The following is a 17,434-nucleotide window of genomic DNA, read 5'->3' as shown; positions in this document are numbered from 1 at the left end:
TCCCGCGCGGTGCTATGTCCACGGCGGACAAGCACGGTGCGAGAAAGCGCCCACATGGAGCATGCCGACCCCCCTTCACCGGGCCTAGCCTGCGACAAAAGAAGGAAACCGTCCGTAAAGACGTCCGCAAGACCCACAGGAGCCCTCATGACCGCACTTCCGCAGGAGCGCCGCGTCGTCACCGCCATCCCCGGCCCGAAGTCGCAGGAGCTGCAGGCCCGCCGCCTCGCCGCGGTCGCGCAGGGCGTGGGCTCGGTGCTGCCCGTGTTCACCGCGCGCGCGGGCGGCGGCATCATCGAGGACGTCGACGGCAACCGCCTGATCGACTTCGGCTCCGGCATCGCGGTGACCTCCGTGGGCGCCTCCGCCGAGGCCGTCGTACGCCGCGCGAGCGCCCAGCTCGCCGACTTCACCCACACCTGTTTCATGGTCACCCCGTACGAGGGCTACGTGGAGGTCGCCGAGGCCCTCGCCGAGCTCACCCCGGGTGACCACGCCAAGAAGTCCGCGCTGTTCAACTCGGGCGCCGAGGCCGTCGAGAACGCCGTCAAGATCGCCCGCGCGTACACCAGGCGCCAGGCCGTCGTCGTCTTCGACCACGGCTACCACGGCCGTACGAACCTCACGATGGCGCTGACCGCGAAGAACATGCCGTACAAGCACGGCTTCGGTCCGTTCGCGCCCGAGGTCTACCGTGTCCCGGTCGCCTACGGCTACCGCTGGCCGACCGGCGCCGAGAACGCCGGCCCCGAGGCCGCCGCCCAGGCCATCGACCAGATCAGCAAGCAGGTCGGCGCGGAGAACGTCGCCGCGATCATCATCGAGCCGGTGCTCGGCGAGGGCGGCTTCATCGAGCCGGCCAAGGGCTTCCTGCCGGAGATCGTGAAGTTCGCGAACGACAACGGCATCGTGTTCGTCGCCGACGAGATCCAGTCCGGCTTCTGCCGCACCGGCCAGTGGTTCGCCTGCGAGGACGAGGGCATCGTCCCGGACCTGATCACCACCGCCAAGGGCATCGCCGGCGGTCTGCCGCTGGCCGCGGTGACCGGCCGCGCCGAGATCATGGACGCCGCGCACGCCGGCGGCCTGGGCGGCACCTACGGCGGCAACCCGGTGGCCTGCGCCGGTGCGCTCGGCTCCATCGAGACGATGAAGGAGCTGGACCTCAACGCCAGGGCGAAGAACATCGAGGCGACCATGAAGGCACGCCTCACCGCCATGGCCGAGAAGTTCGACATCATCGGCGACATCCGCGGCCGCGGCGCCATGATCGCCATCGAGCTGGTCAAGGACCGCGCCACCAAGGAGCCGAACCCGGAGGCGACCGCCGCGCTCGCCAAGGCGTGCCACGCCGAGGGCCTGCTGGTCCTGACCTGTGGCACCTACGGCAACGTGCTGCGCTTCCTGCCGCCGCTGGTGATCGGCGACGACCTGCTGAACGAGGGTCTCGACATCATCGAGCAGGCTTTCGCGCGCATCTGAGCGGCTGGTCCGCACCTCTGAAGGCCCGCTGCGGCAGACCGTGTGAAGAACGTGTGCGGGGTGGATGGCAGGACGCCGTTCCGGCTGTGCCTGCCCCACCTCCTGCCGTAGGTTCTGAGCAGATGAGAGATACACCCCGCTCGCAGGGTTCTGCGGGTGAGTCCAGGCCGGGGCCTCCCCAGCTTCGACCTGGTCGTGCCCTCGCGCACACACACGGAGCCTCGGGCTCCGGATCTCCTCACCGATCGGACGGTCGCTCGCCCCAAACCCCCCGGGGCGCGCGGCGTTCCGGTCCGTTCGGCCGCCCCGGAACCACCCCCCCTGTTCCGGGACGGCCGACCTTTTTCCTTCTCCTCGTGCTGCCGGCCGTGCTCTTCGGGCTGACGACCTGGCAGGTCGTCGCCGACGGGCCGCTGCTGCGGCTGGACGCCCGGGTCAGCCGCGCGCTGGCCGAGCCGGACCGTGCGGGCGAGCTCCTCTCCGACCTGGGCGGTGTGGCGGTGGCCGTCCCCGTCCTCGCGCTCGCCGCGGCGTACGCGGCCCGGCGGGCCCGGAGCACGGGTGCGGCGGGCTGGTGGCGGCCGGCCGTCGCCGCGGGGCTGCTCATGGCGCTCGTCCCGGCGATCGTGGTCCCGGTCAAGGAGCTGACCGACCGTCCCGGCACCCCGCTCGTCCCGCCCGCCACCGGCTACTTCCCGTCCGGGCACACGGCGACGGCCGCCGTCGCCTACGGGACGGCGGCCCTGCTGCTCCTGCCGTGGCTGCCGCGCCGCCGCGACCGCCGGACGGCGACCGCCGTCGCGGCGGCCCTGGTGCTCGGCACCTCCTACGGACTCGTCCGGCGTGGCTACCACTGGCCGCTGGACGTGCTGGCGAGCTGGTGCCTGGGCGCGGTGCTGCTGACGCTGTACGTCCTGTGCACGGGCCGCGCCGCGGCCGTCAGCCGAAGTAGCCGTCGAAGGTCCGCCGGAACTCCCAGTTCGAGAAACGGTCCCAGTTGACCGACCACGTCATCAGGCCGCGCAGCGCGGGCCAGGTGCCGTGGGTGGCGTACGAGCCGCAGTTGGTCCTCTTCGTCAGGCAGTCCAGGGTCTTCACGACCTCGGCGGGGGCCACGTACCCGTTGCCGGCGTTCGTCGACGCGGGCATGCCGATCGCGATCTGGTCGGGCCGCAGCGGCGGGAAGACGTTGTTCGCGTCGCCCGCCACGGGGAAGCCGGTGAGCAGCATGTCGGTCATGGCGATGTGGAAGTCGGCGCCGCCCATGGAGTGGTACTGGTTGTCCAGGCCCATGATCGGGCCGGAGTTGTAGTCCTGGACGTGCAGCAGCGTCAGGTCGTCGCGCAGTGCGTGGATGACGGGCAGATAGGCACCCGCCCTCGGGTCCTGGCCGCCCCACTTGCCGGTGCCGTAGTACTGGTACCCGAGCTGGACGAAGAACGTCTCCGGGGCCATGGTCAGCACGAACCGGGAGCCGTACCGGGCCTTCAGGGTCTTCACGGCGGAGACCAGGTTGACGATCACCGGTGTCCTCGGGTTCCTGAAGTCGGTGTCGTCGGCGTTCAGGGACAGCGAGTGGCCCTCGAAGTCGATGTCCAGACCGTCCAGGCCGTACTCGTCGATGATCTTCGAGACGGAGGACACGAAGGTGTCCCGGGCGGCTGCCGTGGTGAGCTGCACCTGGCCGTTCTGTCCGCCGATGGAGATCAGCACCTTCTTGCCGGCCGCCTGCTTGGCCCGGATCGCGGCCTTGAACTCGGCGTCGCTCTCCACGTTCGGGCACTCGGCGACCGGGCAGCGGTCGAAGCGTATGTCGCCGGAGGTGACCGAGGTGGGCTCGCCGAAGGCCAGGTCGATGACGTCCCAGCTGTCGGGGACGTCGGCCAGACGGGTGTAGCCGGAGCCGTTGGCGAAGGTGGCGTGGAGGTAGCCGACGAGGGCGTGGGCCGGGAGGCCGGAGTCGCCTCCGCCGCCGCCCGGGGCGGTGGTCGCGGTGACCGTCGCCGAGCGCGCGGACTCGCCCGCGTCGTTGACGGCCGCGACCTGGAAGGCGTAGGCGGTGGCGGGTGACAGGCCGGTGACCGTGGCCGAGGTGCCGGTCACCGTCTGGACCTTCACGCCGTCGCGGTAGACGGCGTAGCCCGTCGCTCCGGCGACGGCCGTCCAGGACAGGCCGACACCGGAGGACGTGATCGTGCCGGTGCGCAGACCGGTCGGGGCGGCGGGCGGCTGCGTGGGGCTCGCGCCGGGACCGACGAGGGAGATGTCGTCGGCGTGGTAGGCGCCGGTGCCGTACCAGCCGTGGGTGTGGATCGTGACGCGGGTGGTGGACGGTCCGGTGCGGAAGGTGGTGGTCAGCCGCTGCCAGTCGGGGGCCGACTGGGTCCAGGCCGAGACGTCGGTCGTGCCGGTGCCGCTCGCGCCGAGGTACACGTACGAGCCCCGGACATGGCCGGACAGCGTGTACTGCGCGTCCGGCTGCACGGTCACCGTCTGCGCGCAGCGGGCGTTGTCGCTGCCGGCCGGGGTCGCCTGCAGCGCGCGGGTGCCGGTGCGCACGGGTGAGGTGACGGTCGTGCCCGCCGTGCACGTCCAGCCGTCGAGGCCCGCCTCGAAGCCGCCGTTGCGCGCCAGATCGGCGTCGGCCGCACGGGCGGCCGACGAGAGCGCGGTGATACCGGGCACGGCGAGTGCCGTGGCCGTCAGAAGAGCGACCAGGGGTCTGGTGCGGTCCACAAGTGCCTCCGGGCATGGGGGAATTGGAGGGTGGAGCGCAGCCAGCTTGGTCCAGACCAATCGAGTGGTCAAGACCTCTCGCCCGAGACGGCCTCCCGCCCGGGGACGGCCCTGGGTCCCTAGTCCCGTCCCTCCCCGGCCAGTCCCGCCGCGGCCTCGTGCATCGCCAGTTCCAGCAGCGCCGGATCGGTGAGCGTGCCCGAGCCGTCCGGAGGCACCAGCCAGCGCACACCGCGCGAGGAGCGGACGGGGTGGGGCACCACGATCCAGGTGCCCGCGCCGGCCGTGCGGATGCCCGTGCCGATCCAGCGGGCGGCCGTGCCGGGCGGGACCAGGAAGCCCATCCGGTCGTCGCCGAGGTCGACCAGCACCGGACCTGGCTGATCGAGGATGCGGGTCAGCACGTCGAGGGTGGGGTAGCCGAGTCCGCCCGGCAGGATCAGCACGTCCCAGGCCCTGCCGGCGGGCAGCAGGGCGACCCCGAGGGGGTTGCGCTCCCACTCCCAGCGGCAGGCGCCGGGATCCGGTGCCACGGATGCCAGCCACTCCACCGCGCTCTTCGCCCCAGCCATGAAAGGACCTCCCTCTGCCTCGTGGACGCGGTCGCGCCACAGGGGAGAGGGAGGTACGGGCCGGTCATTACGCGGGTTCGGACGACTTTTTCACGGACTCACGGAGTCACGGAGTCACGGAGTCACGGAGTCACGGACCGCGGACCCGCGGACCGCGGACCCGCGAGCCGCGAGCCGCGGACCCGGCGGACCCGGCGGACCCGGCGGGCTCAGCTGTCGAAGCCCAGCCCGAGCCGGTCCATCGTCCGCAGCCACAGATTGCGGCGGCCGCCGTGCGCGTCCGCGCGGGCCAGCGACCACTTCGTCAGGGCGATGCCGGTCCAGGCGAACGGCTCCGGCGGGAACGGCAGCGGCTTCCTGCGGACCATCTCCAGCTCGGTCCGCTCGGTGCGCTCCCCCGCCAGCAGGTCCAGCATCACGTCCGCCCCGAACCGGGTCGCGCCGACCCCGAGGCCGGTGAAGCCCGCCGCGTACGCCACCTTGCCCTGGTGGGCGGTGCCGAAGAACGCCGAGAAGCGCGAGCAGGTGTCGATCGCCCCGCCCCAGGCGTGGCTGAAGCGCAGCCCCTCCAGCTGCGGGAAGCAGGTGAAGAAGTGCTCGGCGAGCTTGGCGTAGGTCTCCGGCCGGTCGTCGTACTCGGCGCGCACCCGGCCGCCGTAGGGGTAGACCGCGTCGTAGCCGCCCCACAGGATGCGGTTGTCGGCGCTGAGCCGGAAGTAGTGGAACTGGTTGGCGCTGTCCCCGAGCCCCTGCCGGCCGCGCCAGCCGACCGAGGCGAGCTGCTCCTCGGTGAGCGGCTCGGTCATCAGGGCGTAGTCGTAGACGGGAACCGTGAACGACCGCACCCTCCTGACCAGGTTCGGGAAGATGTTCGTGCCGAGCGCGACCTTGCGGGCGCGGACGCCGCCGTAGGGGGTGGTGACCTCCATCCCGGCGCCGTACGGCTTCAGGGTGAGGGCGGGAGTGTGCTCGTACACCCGGACGCCCAGCTCCGCGCAGGCGCGCTTGAGGCCCCAGACCAGCTTGGCCGGGTTGAGCATGGCCACACCGCGCCGGTCGTACAGGCCCGCCCGGAAGGTGGGCGAGTCGACCTGCTCGCGCACCGCGTCGGCGTCGAGGAAGTCGACGCCGTCGGCGAGGCCGTGGCGTTCCATCTCCTCGTACCAGTCGCGCAGTTCCCACGCCTGGTACGTCTCGGTGGCCACGTCGATCTCGCCGGTGCGCTCGAAGTCGCAGTCGATCCCGTGCCGGGCGACCGCCTTCTCGATCTCGTCGAGGTTGCGGGCGCCCAGCTCCTGGAGCCGGTGGATCTCGTCCGGCCAGCGGGCGAGCCCGTTGGGCAGGCCGTGGGTGAGGGAGGCGGCGCAGAAGCCGCCGTTGCGGCCCGAGGCGGCCCAGCCCACCTCGCGGCCCTCCAGCAGTACGACGTCCCGCTGCGGGTCGCGCTCCTTGGCGAGCAGCGCGGTCCACAGCCCGCTGTAGCCGCCGCCCACGACCAGCAGGTCGCAGGTCTCGGCGCCCGTCAGGGCGGGCTCGGGGCGGGGCCTGCCGGGGTCGTCCAGCCAGTACGGGACCGGCTGGACGTCGGAGAGTGCTCTGATCGATCGACTGCCACGGCTCATGGCACCAGGGGCCATGATTTCAACTCCCTACAAGGGCTCTACGCCTTTTGCTTGTTGCGGCGATTGCTGACGACCATGGAGGTCAGGACGAGCAGTACGGCGATGACGAACATGGCCGTACCGATGACGTTGATCTGGACGGGCGTTCCGCGCTGGGCCGATCCCCAGACGAACATGGGGAAGGTGACGGTCGAGCCCGCGTTGAAATTGGTGATGATGAAATCGTCGAAGGAGAGCGCGAAGGCGAGCAGCGCGCCCGCGGCGATTCCGGGTGCCGCGATGGGCAGGGTGACCCGGACGAAGGTCTGGAACGGGCCGGCGTAGAGGTCCTGCGCGGCCTGCTCCAGCCTCGGGTCCATCGACATGACACGGGCCTTGACGGCGGTCACGACGAAGCTGAGGCAGAACATGACGTGGGCGATCAGGATCGTCCAGAAGCCCAGCTGGACGCCCATGTTGAGGAACAGGGTGAGCAGCGAGGCGGCCATGACGACCTCGGGCATCGCCATCGGCATGAAGATCAGCGAGTTGACCGCGCCGCGCGCCCGGAAGCGGTAGCGCACCAGGGCGAAGGCGATCATCGTGCCGAGGGCGGTGGCGCCCAGCGTCGACCAGAAGGCGATCCGGAGGCTGAGGGTGAGGGAGTCGCACATGCCCGCCACACCGCACGGGTCGGTCCATGCCTCGGTGGAGAACTCCTGCCACTGGTAGTTGAAGCGGCCCTTGGGATCGTTGAAGGAGAACACCGTCACGACGACGTTCGGCAGCAGCAGATAGCCGAGCGTGATCAGGCCGGCGATGACGACGAAGTGGCGCTTGAGCCAGTTGACGAAGGCCATTCAGACCAGATCCTCCGTGCCGGACTTGCGGATGTAGAGCGTCACCATGACGAGGATCGCGAACATCAGGATGAAGGAGAGCGCGGCCGCCGTCGGATAGTCCAGGATCCGCAGGAACTGCGTCTGGATGACGTTGCCGATCATGCGGGTGTCGGTGGAGCCGAGCAGGTCGGCGTTGACGTAGTCGCCGGCGGCCGGGATGAAGGTCAGCAGGGTGCCCGAGACGACACCCGGCATCGACAGCGGGAAGGTGACCCTGCGGAAGGTGGTGGACGGCCGCGCGTACAGGTCGTTCGCCGCCTCGTGCAGGCGCGGGTCGATGCGCTCCAGCGAGGTGTACAGCGGCAGGATCATGAACGGCAGGAAGTTGTACGTCAGACCGCACACCACCGCCAGCGGGGTGGCCAGCACCCGGTCGCCCGCGGTCATGCCGAGCCAGTCGGTGACGTCCAGGACGTGCAGCGTGTTGAGCGTCTCCACGACCGGGCCGCTGTCCGCGAGGATCGTCTTCCAGGCCAGGGTGCGGATCAGGAAGCTGGTGAAGAACGGGGCGATCACCAGGATCATGATCAGGTTCCGCCAGCGGCCCGCGCGGAAGGCGATGAGGTACGCGAGCGGGTAGCCCAGCAGCAGACACAGGACCGTCGCCGAGCCCGCGTACAGCACCGAGCGCAGGAACTGCGGGTAGTACTCGGTCAGGGCGTCCCAGTACGTCGAGAACTGCCAGGTGACCTCGTAGCCCTCCTCCAGGGAGCCGGTCTGCACGGAGGTCGACGCCTGGTAGACCATCGGCAGCGCGAAGAACACCACCAGCCAGGCGAGTCCGGGCAGCAGCAGGAGGTAGGGCGTCCAGCGGCCCCGCCTGCGCGGGGGCTTCGCCTTCTCGGGGGCGGGCGCGAGCGGCGGCGCCTCGGTGAGCGTCGCCATCAGACCGCCTCTTCCTGGATGCCCGCCTCGACGGCCTGGGCGGCGTCCAGTCCGAAGGTGTGGGCCGGGTTCCAGTGCAGGACGACGTCCGCGCCGGGGACCAGCCGGGTGTCGCGGTCGACGTTCTGGACGTAGACCGAGAGCTCGGGGCAGACCGGGCTGTCGACGACGTACTGCGTGGAGACGCCGATGAAACTCGCGTCGGCGATCTTGCCCGTGATGCGGTTGCGGCCGTCGGGTATCTCACCGGCGTCGTCGGCGTGGGCGAGGGAGATCTTCTCCGGGCGCACCCCGACCAGCATCCTGCCGCCGGGCGCGGCGGGCGCGGTGGAGCGGCCGGCGGGCAGGACGAGCTTGCCGCCGCCCGCCCTGAGGACGATGTCGTCGCCGCTGCGGGAGTCGACCTCGGCCTCGATGAGGTTGGAGGTGCCGAGGAAGTTGGCGACGAAGGTGGTCCTCGGGTTCTCGTAGAGGTCGGCGGGGGCGCCGAGCTGCTCGACGCGTCCGGCGTTCATCACGGCGACCGAGTCGGCCATCGTCATGGCCTCCTCCTGGTCGTGCGTGACGTGCACGAAGGTGATGCCGACCTCGGTCTGGATGCGCTTGAGCTCCAGCTGCATCTGGCGGCGCAGCTTGAGGTCGAGGGCGCCGAGGGGCTCGTCGAGGAGCAGCACCTTGGGGTGGTTGATCAGCGCGCGGGCGACCGCGACGCGCTGCTGCTGGCCGCCGGAGAGCTGGTGCGGCTTCTTGCGCGCCTGCTCGCCGAGCTGGACCAGCTCCAGCATCTCCTCGACCTGCTTCTTCACGCTCTTGATGCCGCGCCGGCGCAGACCGAAGGCGACGTTCTCGAAGATGTCGAGGTGCGGGAAGAGGGCGTAGGACTGGAAGACCGTGTTCACCGGCCGCTTGTACGGGGGGAGGCCGGTGACGTCCTGGTCGCCGAGGAAGACCGTGCCGGTGGTCGGTTCCTCCAGGCCCGCGATCATGCGCAGGGTGGTGGTCTTGCCGCAGCCGGAGGCGCCGAGCAGGGCGAAGAAGGAGCCCTGCGGGACGGTCAGGTCGAGCGGCTGCACGGCGGTGAAGCCGCCTGCGTAGGTCTTGCTGATGCCGGTGAGGCGGACGTCACCGGTGTGGTCGTTCTTGGTGGTCACGTCGGTCACGCCCCCGTCAGCTTCGCGAACTTCAGTTCGAATTCCGTCTCTTCCTTCGAGCTCAGCGAGCGGAAGGCACGGGACTTCTCGATCATCGCCTTGTCGGGAATGATCAGCGGGTTGTCCGCCACGTCCGCGTCGATCTTCGACAGTTCGCCCTTCACGCCGTCGACGGGACAGACGAAGTTGATGTACGCGGCGAGCTCGGCGGCCGGTTCCGGCTCGTAGTAGTAGTCGATGAGCCGCTCGGCGTTCGCCTTGTGGCGGGCCTTGTTGGGGATCAGCATGTTGTCGGTCGAGGTGATGTAGCCGCTGTCCGGGATGATGAAGCCGATGTCGTCGCTGTCGGCCTTCAGCTGGACGACGTCCCCGGCCCAGGCGACGCAGGCGGCGAAGTCCCCGCTGCTCAGGTCCGAGGTGTAGTCGTTGCCGGTGAAACGGCGGATCTGGCCCTTGTCGACGGCCTTCTGCAGCCGGGCGACCGCCGCGTCGTAGTCGTCGGCCGTGAACTTCGCGGGGTCCTTGTCCATGTCCAGCAGCGTCATGCCGATGGTGTCGCGCATCTCCGACAGGAAGCCGACCCGGCCCTTGAGCTTCGGGTTGTCGAGCAGGTCGGAGACCGACTTCACCTCGACGCCGTCCAGCGCCTTCTTGTTGTACGCGATGACGGTCGAGATGCCCTGCCACACGTACGAGTAGGCGCGGCCCGGGTCCCAGTCCGGGGAGCGGAACTGGGGGGAGAGGTTGGCGTAGGCGTTCGGCAGGTTGGACGGGTCCAGTTTCTGGACCCAGCCGAGGCGGATCAGCCGGGCCGCGAGCCAGTCGGTGAGCACGATGATGTCGCGCCCGGTGTCCTGGCCCGCCGCGAGCTGCGGCTTGATCTTGCCGAAGAACTCGACGTTGTCGTTGATGTCCTCGGTGTACTTGACCTTGATGCCGGTGCGCTCGGTGAACCGGTCGAGCGTGGGGTGGTGCTTCTCGCTCTCGTCCACGTCCATGTACTCGGTCCAGTTGGAGAAGTTGACGGTCTTCTCCTTCGCCGAGCGGTCGTCGGCGGACTGACCGCCCTGCGTCTTGCCCGCGGCGGGGATGCCGCAGCCGCTCAGGGCGGCCGCCCCGCCGACCGCGAGCGCGCCGCCGGCGGAGGCGCGCAGCAGGGACCGGCGGGTGAGGGAGGCCCTGCCGTTGCGGAAGCTGCGCCGCATGGCGGCCACCTGGGCCGTGGAGAGGCGGTCGGGCTCGTACTGCTCCATGCGTCTGGTGCCCTTTCGGGAGGTCGGTCGGCCGCGGGTCGGACGGCCAGGTTCTGCTATCGGTCCCCGAAGATCGTGCGGTGCCAGTCCTTCCTGACGACCGCCGTATTGTCGAACATGACGTGCTTGATCTGGGTGTACTCCTCGAACGAGTACACGGACATGTCCTTGCCGAAGCCCGACGCCTTGTAGCCGCCGTGCGGCATCTCGCTGATGATCGGGATGTGGTCGTTCACCCACACGCAGCCCGCCTTGATCTCGCGGGTGGCGCGGTTGGCCCGGTAGACGTCACGGCTCCACGCGGAGGCGGCGAGCCCGTAGGGGGTGTCGTTGGCGAGCGCGATGCCGTCGTCGTCGGTGTCGAAGGGCAGCACGACCAGGACGGGCCCGAAGATCTCGGCCTGGACGATCTCGCTGTCCTGGGCGGCGTCGGCGACCAGCGTCGGCCGGTAGTAGGCGCCCTCGGCCAGGTCGCCCTCGGGTGCCTCGCCGCCGGTGACCACGCGCGCGTAGCCACGCGCCCGGCCGACGAAGGCGGCCACCCGGTCGCGCTGCGCGTGGGAGACGAGCGGGCCGAGGTCGGTGCCGTGGGCGAAGGGGTCGCCGAGCCGGACGGTGTCCATCAGGGCGGCCGTCCGCTCCACGAACGCCTCGTACAGCGGCCGCTGCACGTAGGCGCGCGTGGCCGCGGTGCAGTCCTGCCCGGTGTTGATGAGGGCGCCCGCGACCGCGCCGTGCACCGCGGCGTCCAGGTCGGCGTCGTCGAAGACCAGGAAGGGGGCCTTGCCGCCCAGCTCCAGGTGGATCCGCTTGACGGTGGCGGTGGCCACCTCGGCGACGCGCCGGCCGACCGCGGTGGAGCCGGTGAAGGAGGTCATGGCCACGTCGGGGTGGCCGACCAGGTGCTCGCCGGCCTCCTTGCCGGTGCCGGTGACGATGTTGACGACCCCGTCGGGGATGCCCGCCTGGGTGCATGCCTCGGCGAACAGCAGGGAGGTGAGCGGGGTCAGCTCGGCGGGCTTGAGCACGATGGTGTTGCCCGCCGCGATCGCCGGGAGGATCTTCCAGGCGGCCATCTGGAGGGGGTAGTTCCAGGGGGCTATGGAGCCGACCACGCCGATGGGCTCACGGCGGACGTACGAGGTGTGGTCGCCGGAGTACTCGCCGGCGGACTGGCCCGCCAGGTGCCGGGCGGCGCCCGCGAAGAACGCGGCGTTGTCGATCGTGCCCGGCACGTCGAACTCACGGGTCAGCTTCAGCGGCTTGCCGCACTGGAGGGACTCGGCGCGGGCGAACTCCTCGGCGCGGTCGGCGAGCACCTCGGCGAGCCGGTGCAGCGCGTCGGAGCGCTCGCCGGGGGTGGCCGCGGACCAGCCGGGGAAGGCCGCGCGGGCGGCGGCGACCGCCGCGTCGACGTCGTCGGGGCCGGCCAGCTCGTAGGTGAGGACCGTCTCCGCGGTGGCCGGGTCGACGACCTCGTGCGTGCGGCCCGAGGTGCCCCGGGTGAAGCGGCCGGCGATGTACTGCGCCCCGGCTGCGAAGCGGTCCTGTGCGGGGAATCGTTCCGGGGTGGCTCTGCCCGGGTTGTGCATGTCGCTCTCCTCCGCCTTCCCCCCGCTGTCCACGGGGGCGGGTGGCGTAGCTCCAGCTCGATTTGAGTGCCGATCCTGACAGAGCAGATGGACTCCAACAAGTGATTCCGTTGTTGCCTTTTGGTTACGCAACGGAATCTGTCGACCAGGTGTCGAGTCGACGGGAAAAACCGAGGACGGACTGTCCGTGGTGCGTGCCAGACTCGCGTGCATGCGAAAGATCGATTCTCGGGAGGCCCTGCTCAGGGAGGTCGGCGCGGGAGCCGGCGTCAGGTATCTGCACTTCTGGGGGCACCGGCCGCGGAGCGACGGAAGCGTCGGTCCGGGCTGTCTGAGCCAGTGGTGGCCGTCCCCGTTCACGGTGGACGGCGTGGCGTACTCGACGGCCGAGCACTGGATGATGGCCGGCAAGGCACGGCTGTTCGGTGACGCCGAGGCCGAGCGGCAGGTGCTGGCCGCGGAGCATCCGTCGGAGGCGAAGAACGCCGGGCGGCTGGTGCGGGGGTTCGACGAGCGCACATGGGCGCGCGAGCGGTTCGGGATCGTGGTCGAGGGCAGCGTGCACAAGTTCGCCGCGCACGCCGACCTGCGGGCGTTCCTGCTGGGCACCGGGGAGCGGGTCCTGGTGGAGGCGAGCCCGGTGGACCGGATCTGGGGCATCGGACTCGCCGCGAAGGACGCCGGGGCCTGGGATCCGCAGCGCTGGCGCGGACCGAATCTGCTGGGCTTCGCCCTGATGGAGGCCCGGGAGCGGCTGCGGAGCGGCGCGGCGGAGTGACCCGGCGGGCCACCCCGGCCCCGGCCCCGGCTCCGGCTCCGGCTCCGGCCGGACCGGCGCAGCCCTCGTCCCCCGTGCCACGGGTTCGCCCCGGGGCCACCGGTGTTCCCCGGCCCACGGATTTCCCGGGAACCACGGTGTTCCCCGGAGCCACGGGGCTCCCGGGCCCACGGGTTTTGCCGGCCCACGGGGTTCCCCAGAGCCACAGGGTTCCCCGGAGCCACGGGTTTCCCCGGAGCCACGGGGTCCCCCGGAGCCACGGGGTCCCCCGGGCCACAAGACTCCCGGGCTCCCGGACCCACGGGGCTCCCCGGGCCCACGGGTTTTGCCGGCCCACGGGTTTCCCCGGGCCACAAGACTCCCGGGCTCCCGGGCCCACGGGGCTCCCGGGCCTACGGGTTGGCGATCACCAGGGCGCCCAGGCCGATGCCCAGCGCGATGCCCACGACGCCGCAGATGATCCCGGCGAGCGCCTGGCCGGGGTTGGTGGCCTCGCCGCGCTTCGCCTTGCCCCGGCCGACCGCGCCGAAGATCACGGCCAGGATGCCGACCACGATCGCGACCGGCCACAGGCAGAAGATGACGTCCGCGATGATCCCGAGCACCAGCCCGGCCGTGCCCATGCCGTTGCTGGGGACGACCGGCGCTCCGGGCCAGCCGTAGTACCCGGGGCCGGGGGCGGGCTGCACGACGGGGGCCGGGTAGCCGTAGCCGGTGCCCGTCCCGGGGTAGCCGTAGCCGGTGACCGCGCCGGGATAGCCGTACGCCGCCCCCGGCCCGTCGGGCGCGATGGGCGGCGGCGGCACGGCTTCGCCCGCACCGGGCGCGGCGAAGGGATCGGCGGCACCGGGCGGCGCGTAGGGCCCCGCGCCGGTCGCCGCGGGCGGCGGGAAGCCGCCGGGGGCCTGCGCGGACGGGTCGCTCCAGGTGCCGGACGGCGGGGTGCCGCCCACGCTCGGCATGGAGGTCACGGTCTGCTGGTCGTGCATGGAGGGGTTCACCACGGGCAGGGCCCCGGAGGCGATGGTGTGCCCGGGCCCGGGGTCGTCGGCGGGCGGCGCCCACAGGTCACGGCCGTCCTGCGTGGCCCCCGTCTGCGGGGTGTCGCCCTTGCCCAGGGGAACACGCGGGGCGGTGTCGCGGGGCGCGGCCCAGGGATCGGTGTCGGACGGCGGTGCCGCGCCGGCGTTGTGCTCCGGCGTGACCGGCGGCTGCGCGTCGTCGGACATGCTCGGGATCCCCTCTGTCGTCCGTACCGCCATGCTACGTGCAGCGGCACGACCGTCCCGCCCCGGCCTACGATGATCCCGAGTCACCGATCAGCCGATCACCCGCGTCCCCCACGGCCCCCGGCCGGGGACGCCGTTCCCGGGGAGGAACCCCTTGACCGACCGCTTCGCCCCGTCCGCCGCCTCCGGCGCCCGCGACCTGCACGCTTTCATCGCCGGACTGCCCAAGGCCGAACTGCACGTCCACCACGTCGGCTCCGCCTCCCCCCGGATCGTCTCCGAACTGGCCGCCCGCCACCCCGACTCCAAGGTGCCCACCGACCCCGAGGCGCTCGCCGACTACTTCACGTTCACGGACTTCGCCCACTTCATCCAGGTCTATCTGTCGGTCGTCGACCTGATCCGCACCCCGGAGGACGTCCGGCTGCTGACGTTCGAGGTCGCCCGTGAACTGGCCCGGCAGCAGGTGCGTTACGCCGAGCTGACCATCACGCCGTACTCCTCCACCCGGCGCGGCATCGACGAGCGGGCGTTCATGGACGCGATCGAGGACGCGCGCAAGGCCGCGGAGGCCGAGTTCGGGACCGTGCTGCGCTGGTGCTTCGACATCCCCGGCGAGGCCGGTCTGGCCTCCGCCGAGGAGACCGTGCGGCTGGCCACCGACGACCGGCTGCGCCCGGAGGGCCTGGTCTCCTTCGGGCTCGGCGGGCCCGAGATCGGTGTGCCCCGGCCGCAGTTCAAGCCGTACTTCGACCGTGCCATCGCCGCCGGGCTGCACTCGGTGCCGCACGCCGGCGAGACGACCGGCCCGGAGACGGTGTGGGACGCGCTGACCCACCTCGGCGCCGAGCGGATCGGGCACGGCACCAGCTCCGCGCGGGACGAGAAGCTGCTCCGGCACCTCGCCGACCACCGGATCGCGCTGGAGGTGTGCCCGACCTCCAACATCGCCACGCGCGCGGTCACCACGCTGGACGAGCACCCGATCAAGGAGTTCGTGCGCGCCGGGGTGCTGGTGACGGTCAACTCCGACGACCCGCCGATGTTCGGCACCGACCTCAACAGCGAGTACGCGGTCGCCGCGCGTCTGCTCGGCCTCGACGAACGGGGCCTGGCCGGCCTCGCGAAGAACGCCGTCGAGGCGTCCTTCCTCGACGAGGCGGGCAAGGCCCGGATCGCCGAGGAGATCGACACGTACACCTCGGCGTGGCTGGCGTCCTGACGGCAGATCACAATGGGCCCATGCAGAACGTGACCGCCGTGGCCCATCGCGGTGACCCCTACCGCTTCCGCGAGAACACCCTCGACTCCCTGCGTGCCGCGCTCGGCCTGGGCGCGGACGCCGTCGAGGTCGACGTACGGCTCACCCGGGACGGCGTCCCGGTGCTGCTGCACGACGCGACGCTGAAGCGGCTGTGGGAGGTGGACCGGCCTCTGCTCGGGCTGTCCGCGGACGAGGTGCGCGGGCTCACCGCCGGGGCGGTGCCGACGCTGGCGGAGGCGCTCGCGGCGACCGACGGACACCGGGTCATGCTCGACCTGCCGGGGACGTCCGAGGTCCGCGCGGCGCGCAGGGTGGTGGACACGGTGCGCGAGTGCGGCGCGCAGGACCGGGTGTACTACTGCGCCGGCGCCCACGCGATGCTGGCCGTGCGGGCGGCCGACCCGGCGGCCGAGATCGCGCTGACCTGGACGACGCTCGCGCCGCCGCGGCCCGCGCTGCTGGACGCGGTCGGGCCGCGGTGGCTGAACTACCGCTGGACGCTGGTCGGCCGTGAACTGGTCGAGCGGGTGCACCGGGACGGGCGGCTGCTGTCGGTGTGGACGCCGGACACCCGTCGCAGCATGCGCCGCCTCATCGGCCTGGGCGTCGACTCGATCACCACCAACCGGGTCGACGTCCTGACCGGGCTCAGGCCGGCCCCGTAGGGGTCGGTCCCTGACAACTTCCCCTTGCGCACGGGCGAGTTGATCGGGGTTTCCCCAGGGCGGGGGCCCTCCTCGGTGATGATCCGCCCGGGCAGGCGGGGCCGCAGGATTGATCGCACCGATCCGATCGTCCTGATCGTCCCGACCGTCCCGACCGTCCCGAGGAGATCCGCCCATGCGCCCGCACCGCCGTACGACCGTCGTCGCCGCCTCCCTCGCGCTGGCTCTCGCGGCCGGTCCGCTGGCCGCCCCCGTGTTCGCCGCGTCCGACGCTCGTCCCTCCGCCGCGCGGTGCGCGTCGACGCCCGGCCCGGACCGGGAGGCGCTCGCCGCCGCGCTCACCGGGATCCCGGACGACGAGGTGACGGCCGCGCTGGTCCGCGTCGGCGGCGCGGGCGGCTGGCACGGCGCGGCCGGGGTGCGCGACCTGCGGACCGGGGCGCCGGCGCTGGAGCACGGCCGCTTCCGGGCGGGCTCGACGACCAAGCTGGTGACCGCGTCGGTCGTGCTGCAGCTGGTCGCCGAAGGACGCATCGCTCTCGACGGCACCGTGCAGGAGTATCTGCCGGGCCTGCTCACCGACGCCTTCGAGCCGGTCACCGTGCGGCAACTGCTGACGTACACCAGCGGGCTGCGGCCGGGGCGGGGGCTGGGCGACACGACCGAGGAGATGTTCCCGCACCGCTTCGAGACGCTGACCCCGCAGGAGGTGGTGGCGTCCGCGGTCGCCCAGGGCCCGGCGTACCGGCCCGGTTCGCAGCAGACGTACGGCAACATCCACTACACCGTGCTCGCCATGCTGATCGAGAAGGTCACCGGCGACTCGTACGCGCACCAGGCGCGGACGAGGGTGTTCCGGCCGCTGGGCATGCGTCACTCGTCCTTCCCCGCGGGCACCGATCCGCGGGTGCACGGCCCGCACAACCGCGGTTACGAGTGGATCGACGGCGAGCTGGTCGACGTGACCGAGTGGAACATGTCGGACCGCTGGGCGGCCGGCGACCTGATCTCCACGACCGCCGACCTGGAACGGCTGCTGAAGGGCGTCCTCGGCGGCCGGGTCGTGCCCCCCGCGCTGGTGAAGGAGATGCTGACCGTGCCGTTCGACGGGGCGCGGTACGGCATGGCGCTGGAGCGCTTCACCCTCGGCGGCCAGGAGATCTGGGGCAAGTCGGGCTCGCGCCCGGGGTACGCCACGGGTGTCGCCGCGACCCCGGACCTGTGCCGGACGGTGGTCTACTCCGTCAACTCCACCGACGCGCGCTCGCAGGGCCTGCAGATCGCGCAGCGCTTCGCCTTCCCGGCGTTCACGCGGTGACCGGTA

15 protein-coding genes are annotated in these 17,434 nt (G+C 71.6%); 6 read left to right on the top strand and 9 right to left on the bottom strand.

Features of this window, described 5'->3' with window-relative positions:
• Positions 1 to 147 precede the first annotated feature (147 nt).
• Both gabT and ACIQGV_RS29005 read left to right on the top strand, forming a co-directional pair.
• Positions 148 to 1,482: a 4-aminobutyrate--2-oxoglutarate transaminase gene (gene gabT, locus ACIQGV_RS29010; protein WP_402499340.1), complete on the top strand. Its 1,335-nt coding sequence runs from the start codon at positions 148 to 150 to the stop codon at positions 1,480 to 1,482.
• A gap of 122 nt (positions 1,483 to 1,604) precedes the next feature.
• Entirely contained in the window at positions 1,605 to 2,483 is an 879-nt protein-coding gene (locus tag ACIQGV_RS29005; protein ID WP_402499337.1) for a phosphatase PAP2 family protein, read from the top strand.
• On the opposite strand, the gene ACIQGV_RS29000 is transcribed toward ACIQGV_RS29005, so the two are convergent.
• From ACIQGV_RS29000 to ACIQGV_RS28965, 8 genes are all read right to left on the bottom strand, one after another.
• On the bottom strand, positions 2,422 to 4,218 hold the full coding sequence (locus tag ACIQGV_RS29000; protein ID WP_402499335.1) for a chitinase: 1,797 nt from the start codon (positions 4,216 to 4,218) through the stop codon (positions 2,422 to 2,424). The genes ACIQGV_RS29005 and ACIQGV_RS29000 overlap by 62 nt on opposite strands.
• Before the next feature lie 119 nt (positions 4,219 to 4,337).
• Entirely contained in the window at positions 4,338 to 4,790 is a 453-nt protein-coding gene (locus tag ACIQGV_RS28995) for a hypothetical protein (RefSeq protein WP_402499333.1), read from the bottom strand.
• Positions 4,791 to 4,999: 209 nt separating this feature from the next.
• Entirely contained in the window at positions 5,000 to 6,427 is a 1,428-nt protein-coding gene (locus tag ACIQGV_RS28990) for an NAD(P)/FAD-dependent oxidoreductase (protein ID WP_402499331.1), read from the bottom strand.
• A 23-nt stretch (positions 6,428 to 6,450) separates the two neighbouring features.
• Positions 6,451 to 7,251: an ABC transporter permease gene (locus tag ACIQGV_RS28985; protein WP_402499328.1), complete on the bottom strand. Its 801-nt coding sequence runs from the start codon at positions 7,249 to 7,251 to the stop codon at positions 6,451 to 6,453.
• The gene (locus tag ACIQGV_RS28980) at positions 7,252 to 8,178 is read right to left on the bottom strand and encodes an ABC transporter permease (RefSeq protein ID WP_402499326.1); all 927 of its coding nucleotides are present in this window, start codon (positions 8,176 to 8,178) and stop codon (positions 7,252 to 7,254) included.
• A complete protein-coding gene (locus ACIQGV_RS28975; protein WP_402499323.1) occupies positions 8,178 to 9,338 on the bottom strand; it encodes an ABC transporter ATP-binding protein in 1,161 nt (386 codons plus the stop codon). The genes ACIQGV_RS28980 and ACIQGV_RS28975 overlap by 1 nt, the downstream gene beginning before the upstream one ends.
• Positions 9,335 to 10,582 (bottom strand): spermidine/putrescine ABC transporter substrate-binding protein, encoded by a 1,248-nt coding sequence (locus ACIQGV_RS28970; protein ID WP_402499320.1) that lies wholly within the window; start codon positions 10,580 to 10,582, stop codon positions 9,335 to 9,337. Before ACIQGV_RS28970 ends, ACIQGV_RS28975 begins: the two co-directional genes overlap by 4 nt.
• Positions 10,583 to 10,638: 56 nt before the next feature.
• Positions 10,639 to 12,174 (bottom strand): gamma-aminobutyraldehyde dehydrogenase, encoded by a 1,536-nt coding sequence (locus ACIQGV_RS28965; RefSeq protein WP_402499317.1) that lies wholly within the window; start codon positions 12,172 to 12,174, stop codon positions 10,639 to 10,641.
• Positions 12,175 to 12,385: 211 nt separating this feature from the next.
• On the opposite strand from ACIQGV_RS28965, the gene ACIQGV_RS28960 reads away from it, so the two are divergent.
• Positions 12,386 to 12,952 carry an NADAR family protein gene (locus ACIQGV_RS28960; protein ID WP_402499314.1) on the top strand — a complete coding sequence of 189 codons (567 nt, stop codon included), beginning with the start codon at positions 12,386 to 12,388 and terminating at the stop codon, positions 12,950 to 12,952.
• Between the two features lie 392 nt (positions 12,953 to 13,344).
• Here the strand turns inward: ACIQGV_RS28960 and ACIQGV_RS28955 are convergent, their stop codons facing one another.
• Positions 13,345 to 14,181 (bottom strand): DUF4190 domain-containing protein, encoded by an 837-nt coding sequence (locus ACIQGV_RS28955; RefSeq protein ID WP_402499311.1) that lies wholly within the window; start codon positions 14,179 to 14,181, stop codon positions 13,345 to 13,347.
• 154 nt (positions 14,182 to 14,335) lie between these two features.
• Here ACIQGV_RS28955 and ACIQGV_RS28950 point away from each other — a divergent pair, with 154 nt between their 5' ends.
• The 3 genes from ACIQGV_RS28950 (at position 14,336) to ACIQGV_RS28940 (ending at position 17,428) form a co-directional block, all read left to right on the top strand.
• Positions 14,336 to 15,403, top strand: a complete 1,068-nt coding sequence (locus tag ACIQGV_RS28950; protein ID WP_402499308.1) for an adenosine deaminase — start codon at positions 14,336 to 14,338, stop codon at positions 15,401 to 15,403.
• A gap of 20 nt (positions 15,404 to 15,423) precedes the next feature.
• Positions 15,424 to 16,110, top strand: coding sequence for a glycerophosphodiester phosphodiesterase (locus tag ACIQGV_RS28945; RefSeq protein WP_402499305.1), 687 nt, complete (start codon positions 15,424 to 15,426; stop codon positions 16,108 to 16,110).
• 175 nt (positions 16,111 to 16,285) lie between these two features.
• A complete protein-coding gene (locus tag ACIQGV_RS28940; protein WP_402499303.1) occupies positions 16,286 to 17,428 on the top strand; it encodes a serine hydrolase domain-containing protein in 1,143 nt (380 codons plus the stop codon).
• Positions 17,429 to 17,434 lie beyond the last annotated feature (6 nt).

It is taken from the genome of Streptomyces sp. NPDC093094 (assembly GCF_044754345.1).
In the GTDB taxonomy this organism is placed as follows: Bacteria; Actinomycetota; Actinomycetes; order Streptomycetales; family Streptomycetaceae; genus Streptomyces.
This window is presented reverse-complemented; position numbering and strand designations above follow the sequence as displayed.

Bases quoted from the DNA above. Each gene is read 5' to 3' on its own strand.
- ACIQGV_RS28940 (WP_402499303.1), top strand. From the start codon at position 16,286: ATGCGCCCGCACCGCCGTACGACCGTCGTCGCCGCCTCCCTCGCGCTG.
- ACIQGV_RS28965 (WP_402499317.1), bottom strand. From the start codon at position 12,174: ATGCACAACCCGGGCAGAGCCACCCCGGAACGATTCCCCGCACAGGAC.
- ACIQGV_RS29005 (WP_402499337.1), top strand. From the start codon at position 1,605: ATGAGAGATACACCCCGCTCGCAGGGTTCTGCGGGTGAGTCCAGGCCG.
- ACIQGV_RS28995 (WP_402499333.1), bottom strand. From the start codon at position 4,790: ATGGCTGGGGCGAAGAGCGCGGTGGAGTGGCTGGCATCCGTGGCACCG.
- ACIQGV_RS28985 (WP_402499328.1), bottom strand. From the start codon at position 7,251: ATGGCCTTCGTCAACTGGCTCAAGCGCCACTTCGTCGTCATCGCCGGC.
- ACIQGV_RS28960 (WP_402499314.1), top strand. From the start codon at position 12,386: ATGCGAAAGATCGATTCTCGGGAGGCCCTGCTCAGGGAGGTCGGCGCG.
- gabT (WP_402499340.1), top strand. From the start codon at position 148: ATGACCGCACTTCCGCAGGAGCGCCGCGTCGTCACCGCCATCCCCGGC.
- ACIQGV_RS28955 (WP_402499311.1), bottom strand. From the start codon at position 14,181: ATGTCCGACGACGCGCAGCCGCCGGTCACGCCGGAGCACAACGCCGGC.
- ACIQGV_RS28990 (WP_402499331.1), bottom strand. From the start codon at position 6,427: ATGGCCCCTGGTGCCATGAGCCGTGGCAGTCGATCGATCAGAGCACTC.
- ACIQGV_RS28945 (WP_402499305.1), top strand. From the start codon at position 15,424: ATGCAGAACGTGACCGCCGTGGCCCATCGCGGTGACCCCTACCGCTTC.
- ACIQGV_RS28980 (WP_402499326.1), bottom strand. From the start codon at position 8,178: ATGGCGACGCTCACCGAGGCGCCGCCGCTCGCGCCCGCCCCCGAGAAG.
- ACIQGV_RS28970 (WP_402499320.1), bottom strand. From the start codon at position 10,582: ATGGAGCAGTACGAGCCCGACCGCCTCTCCACGGCCCAGGTGGCCGCC.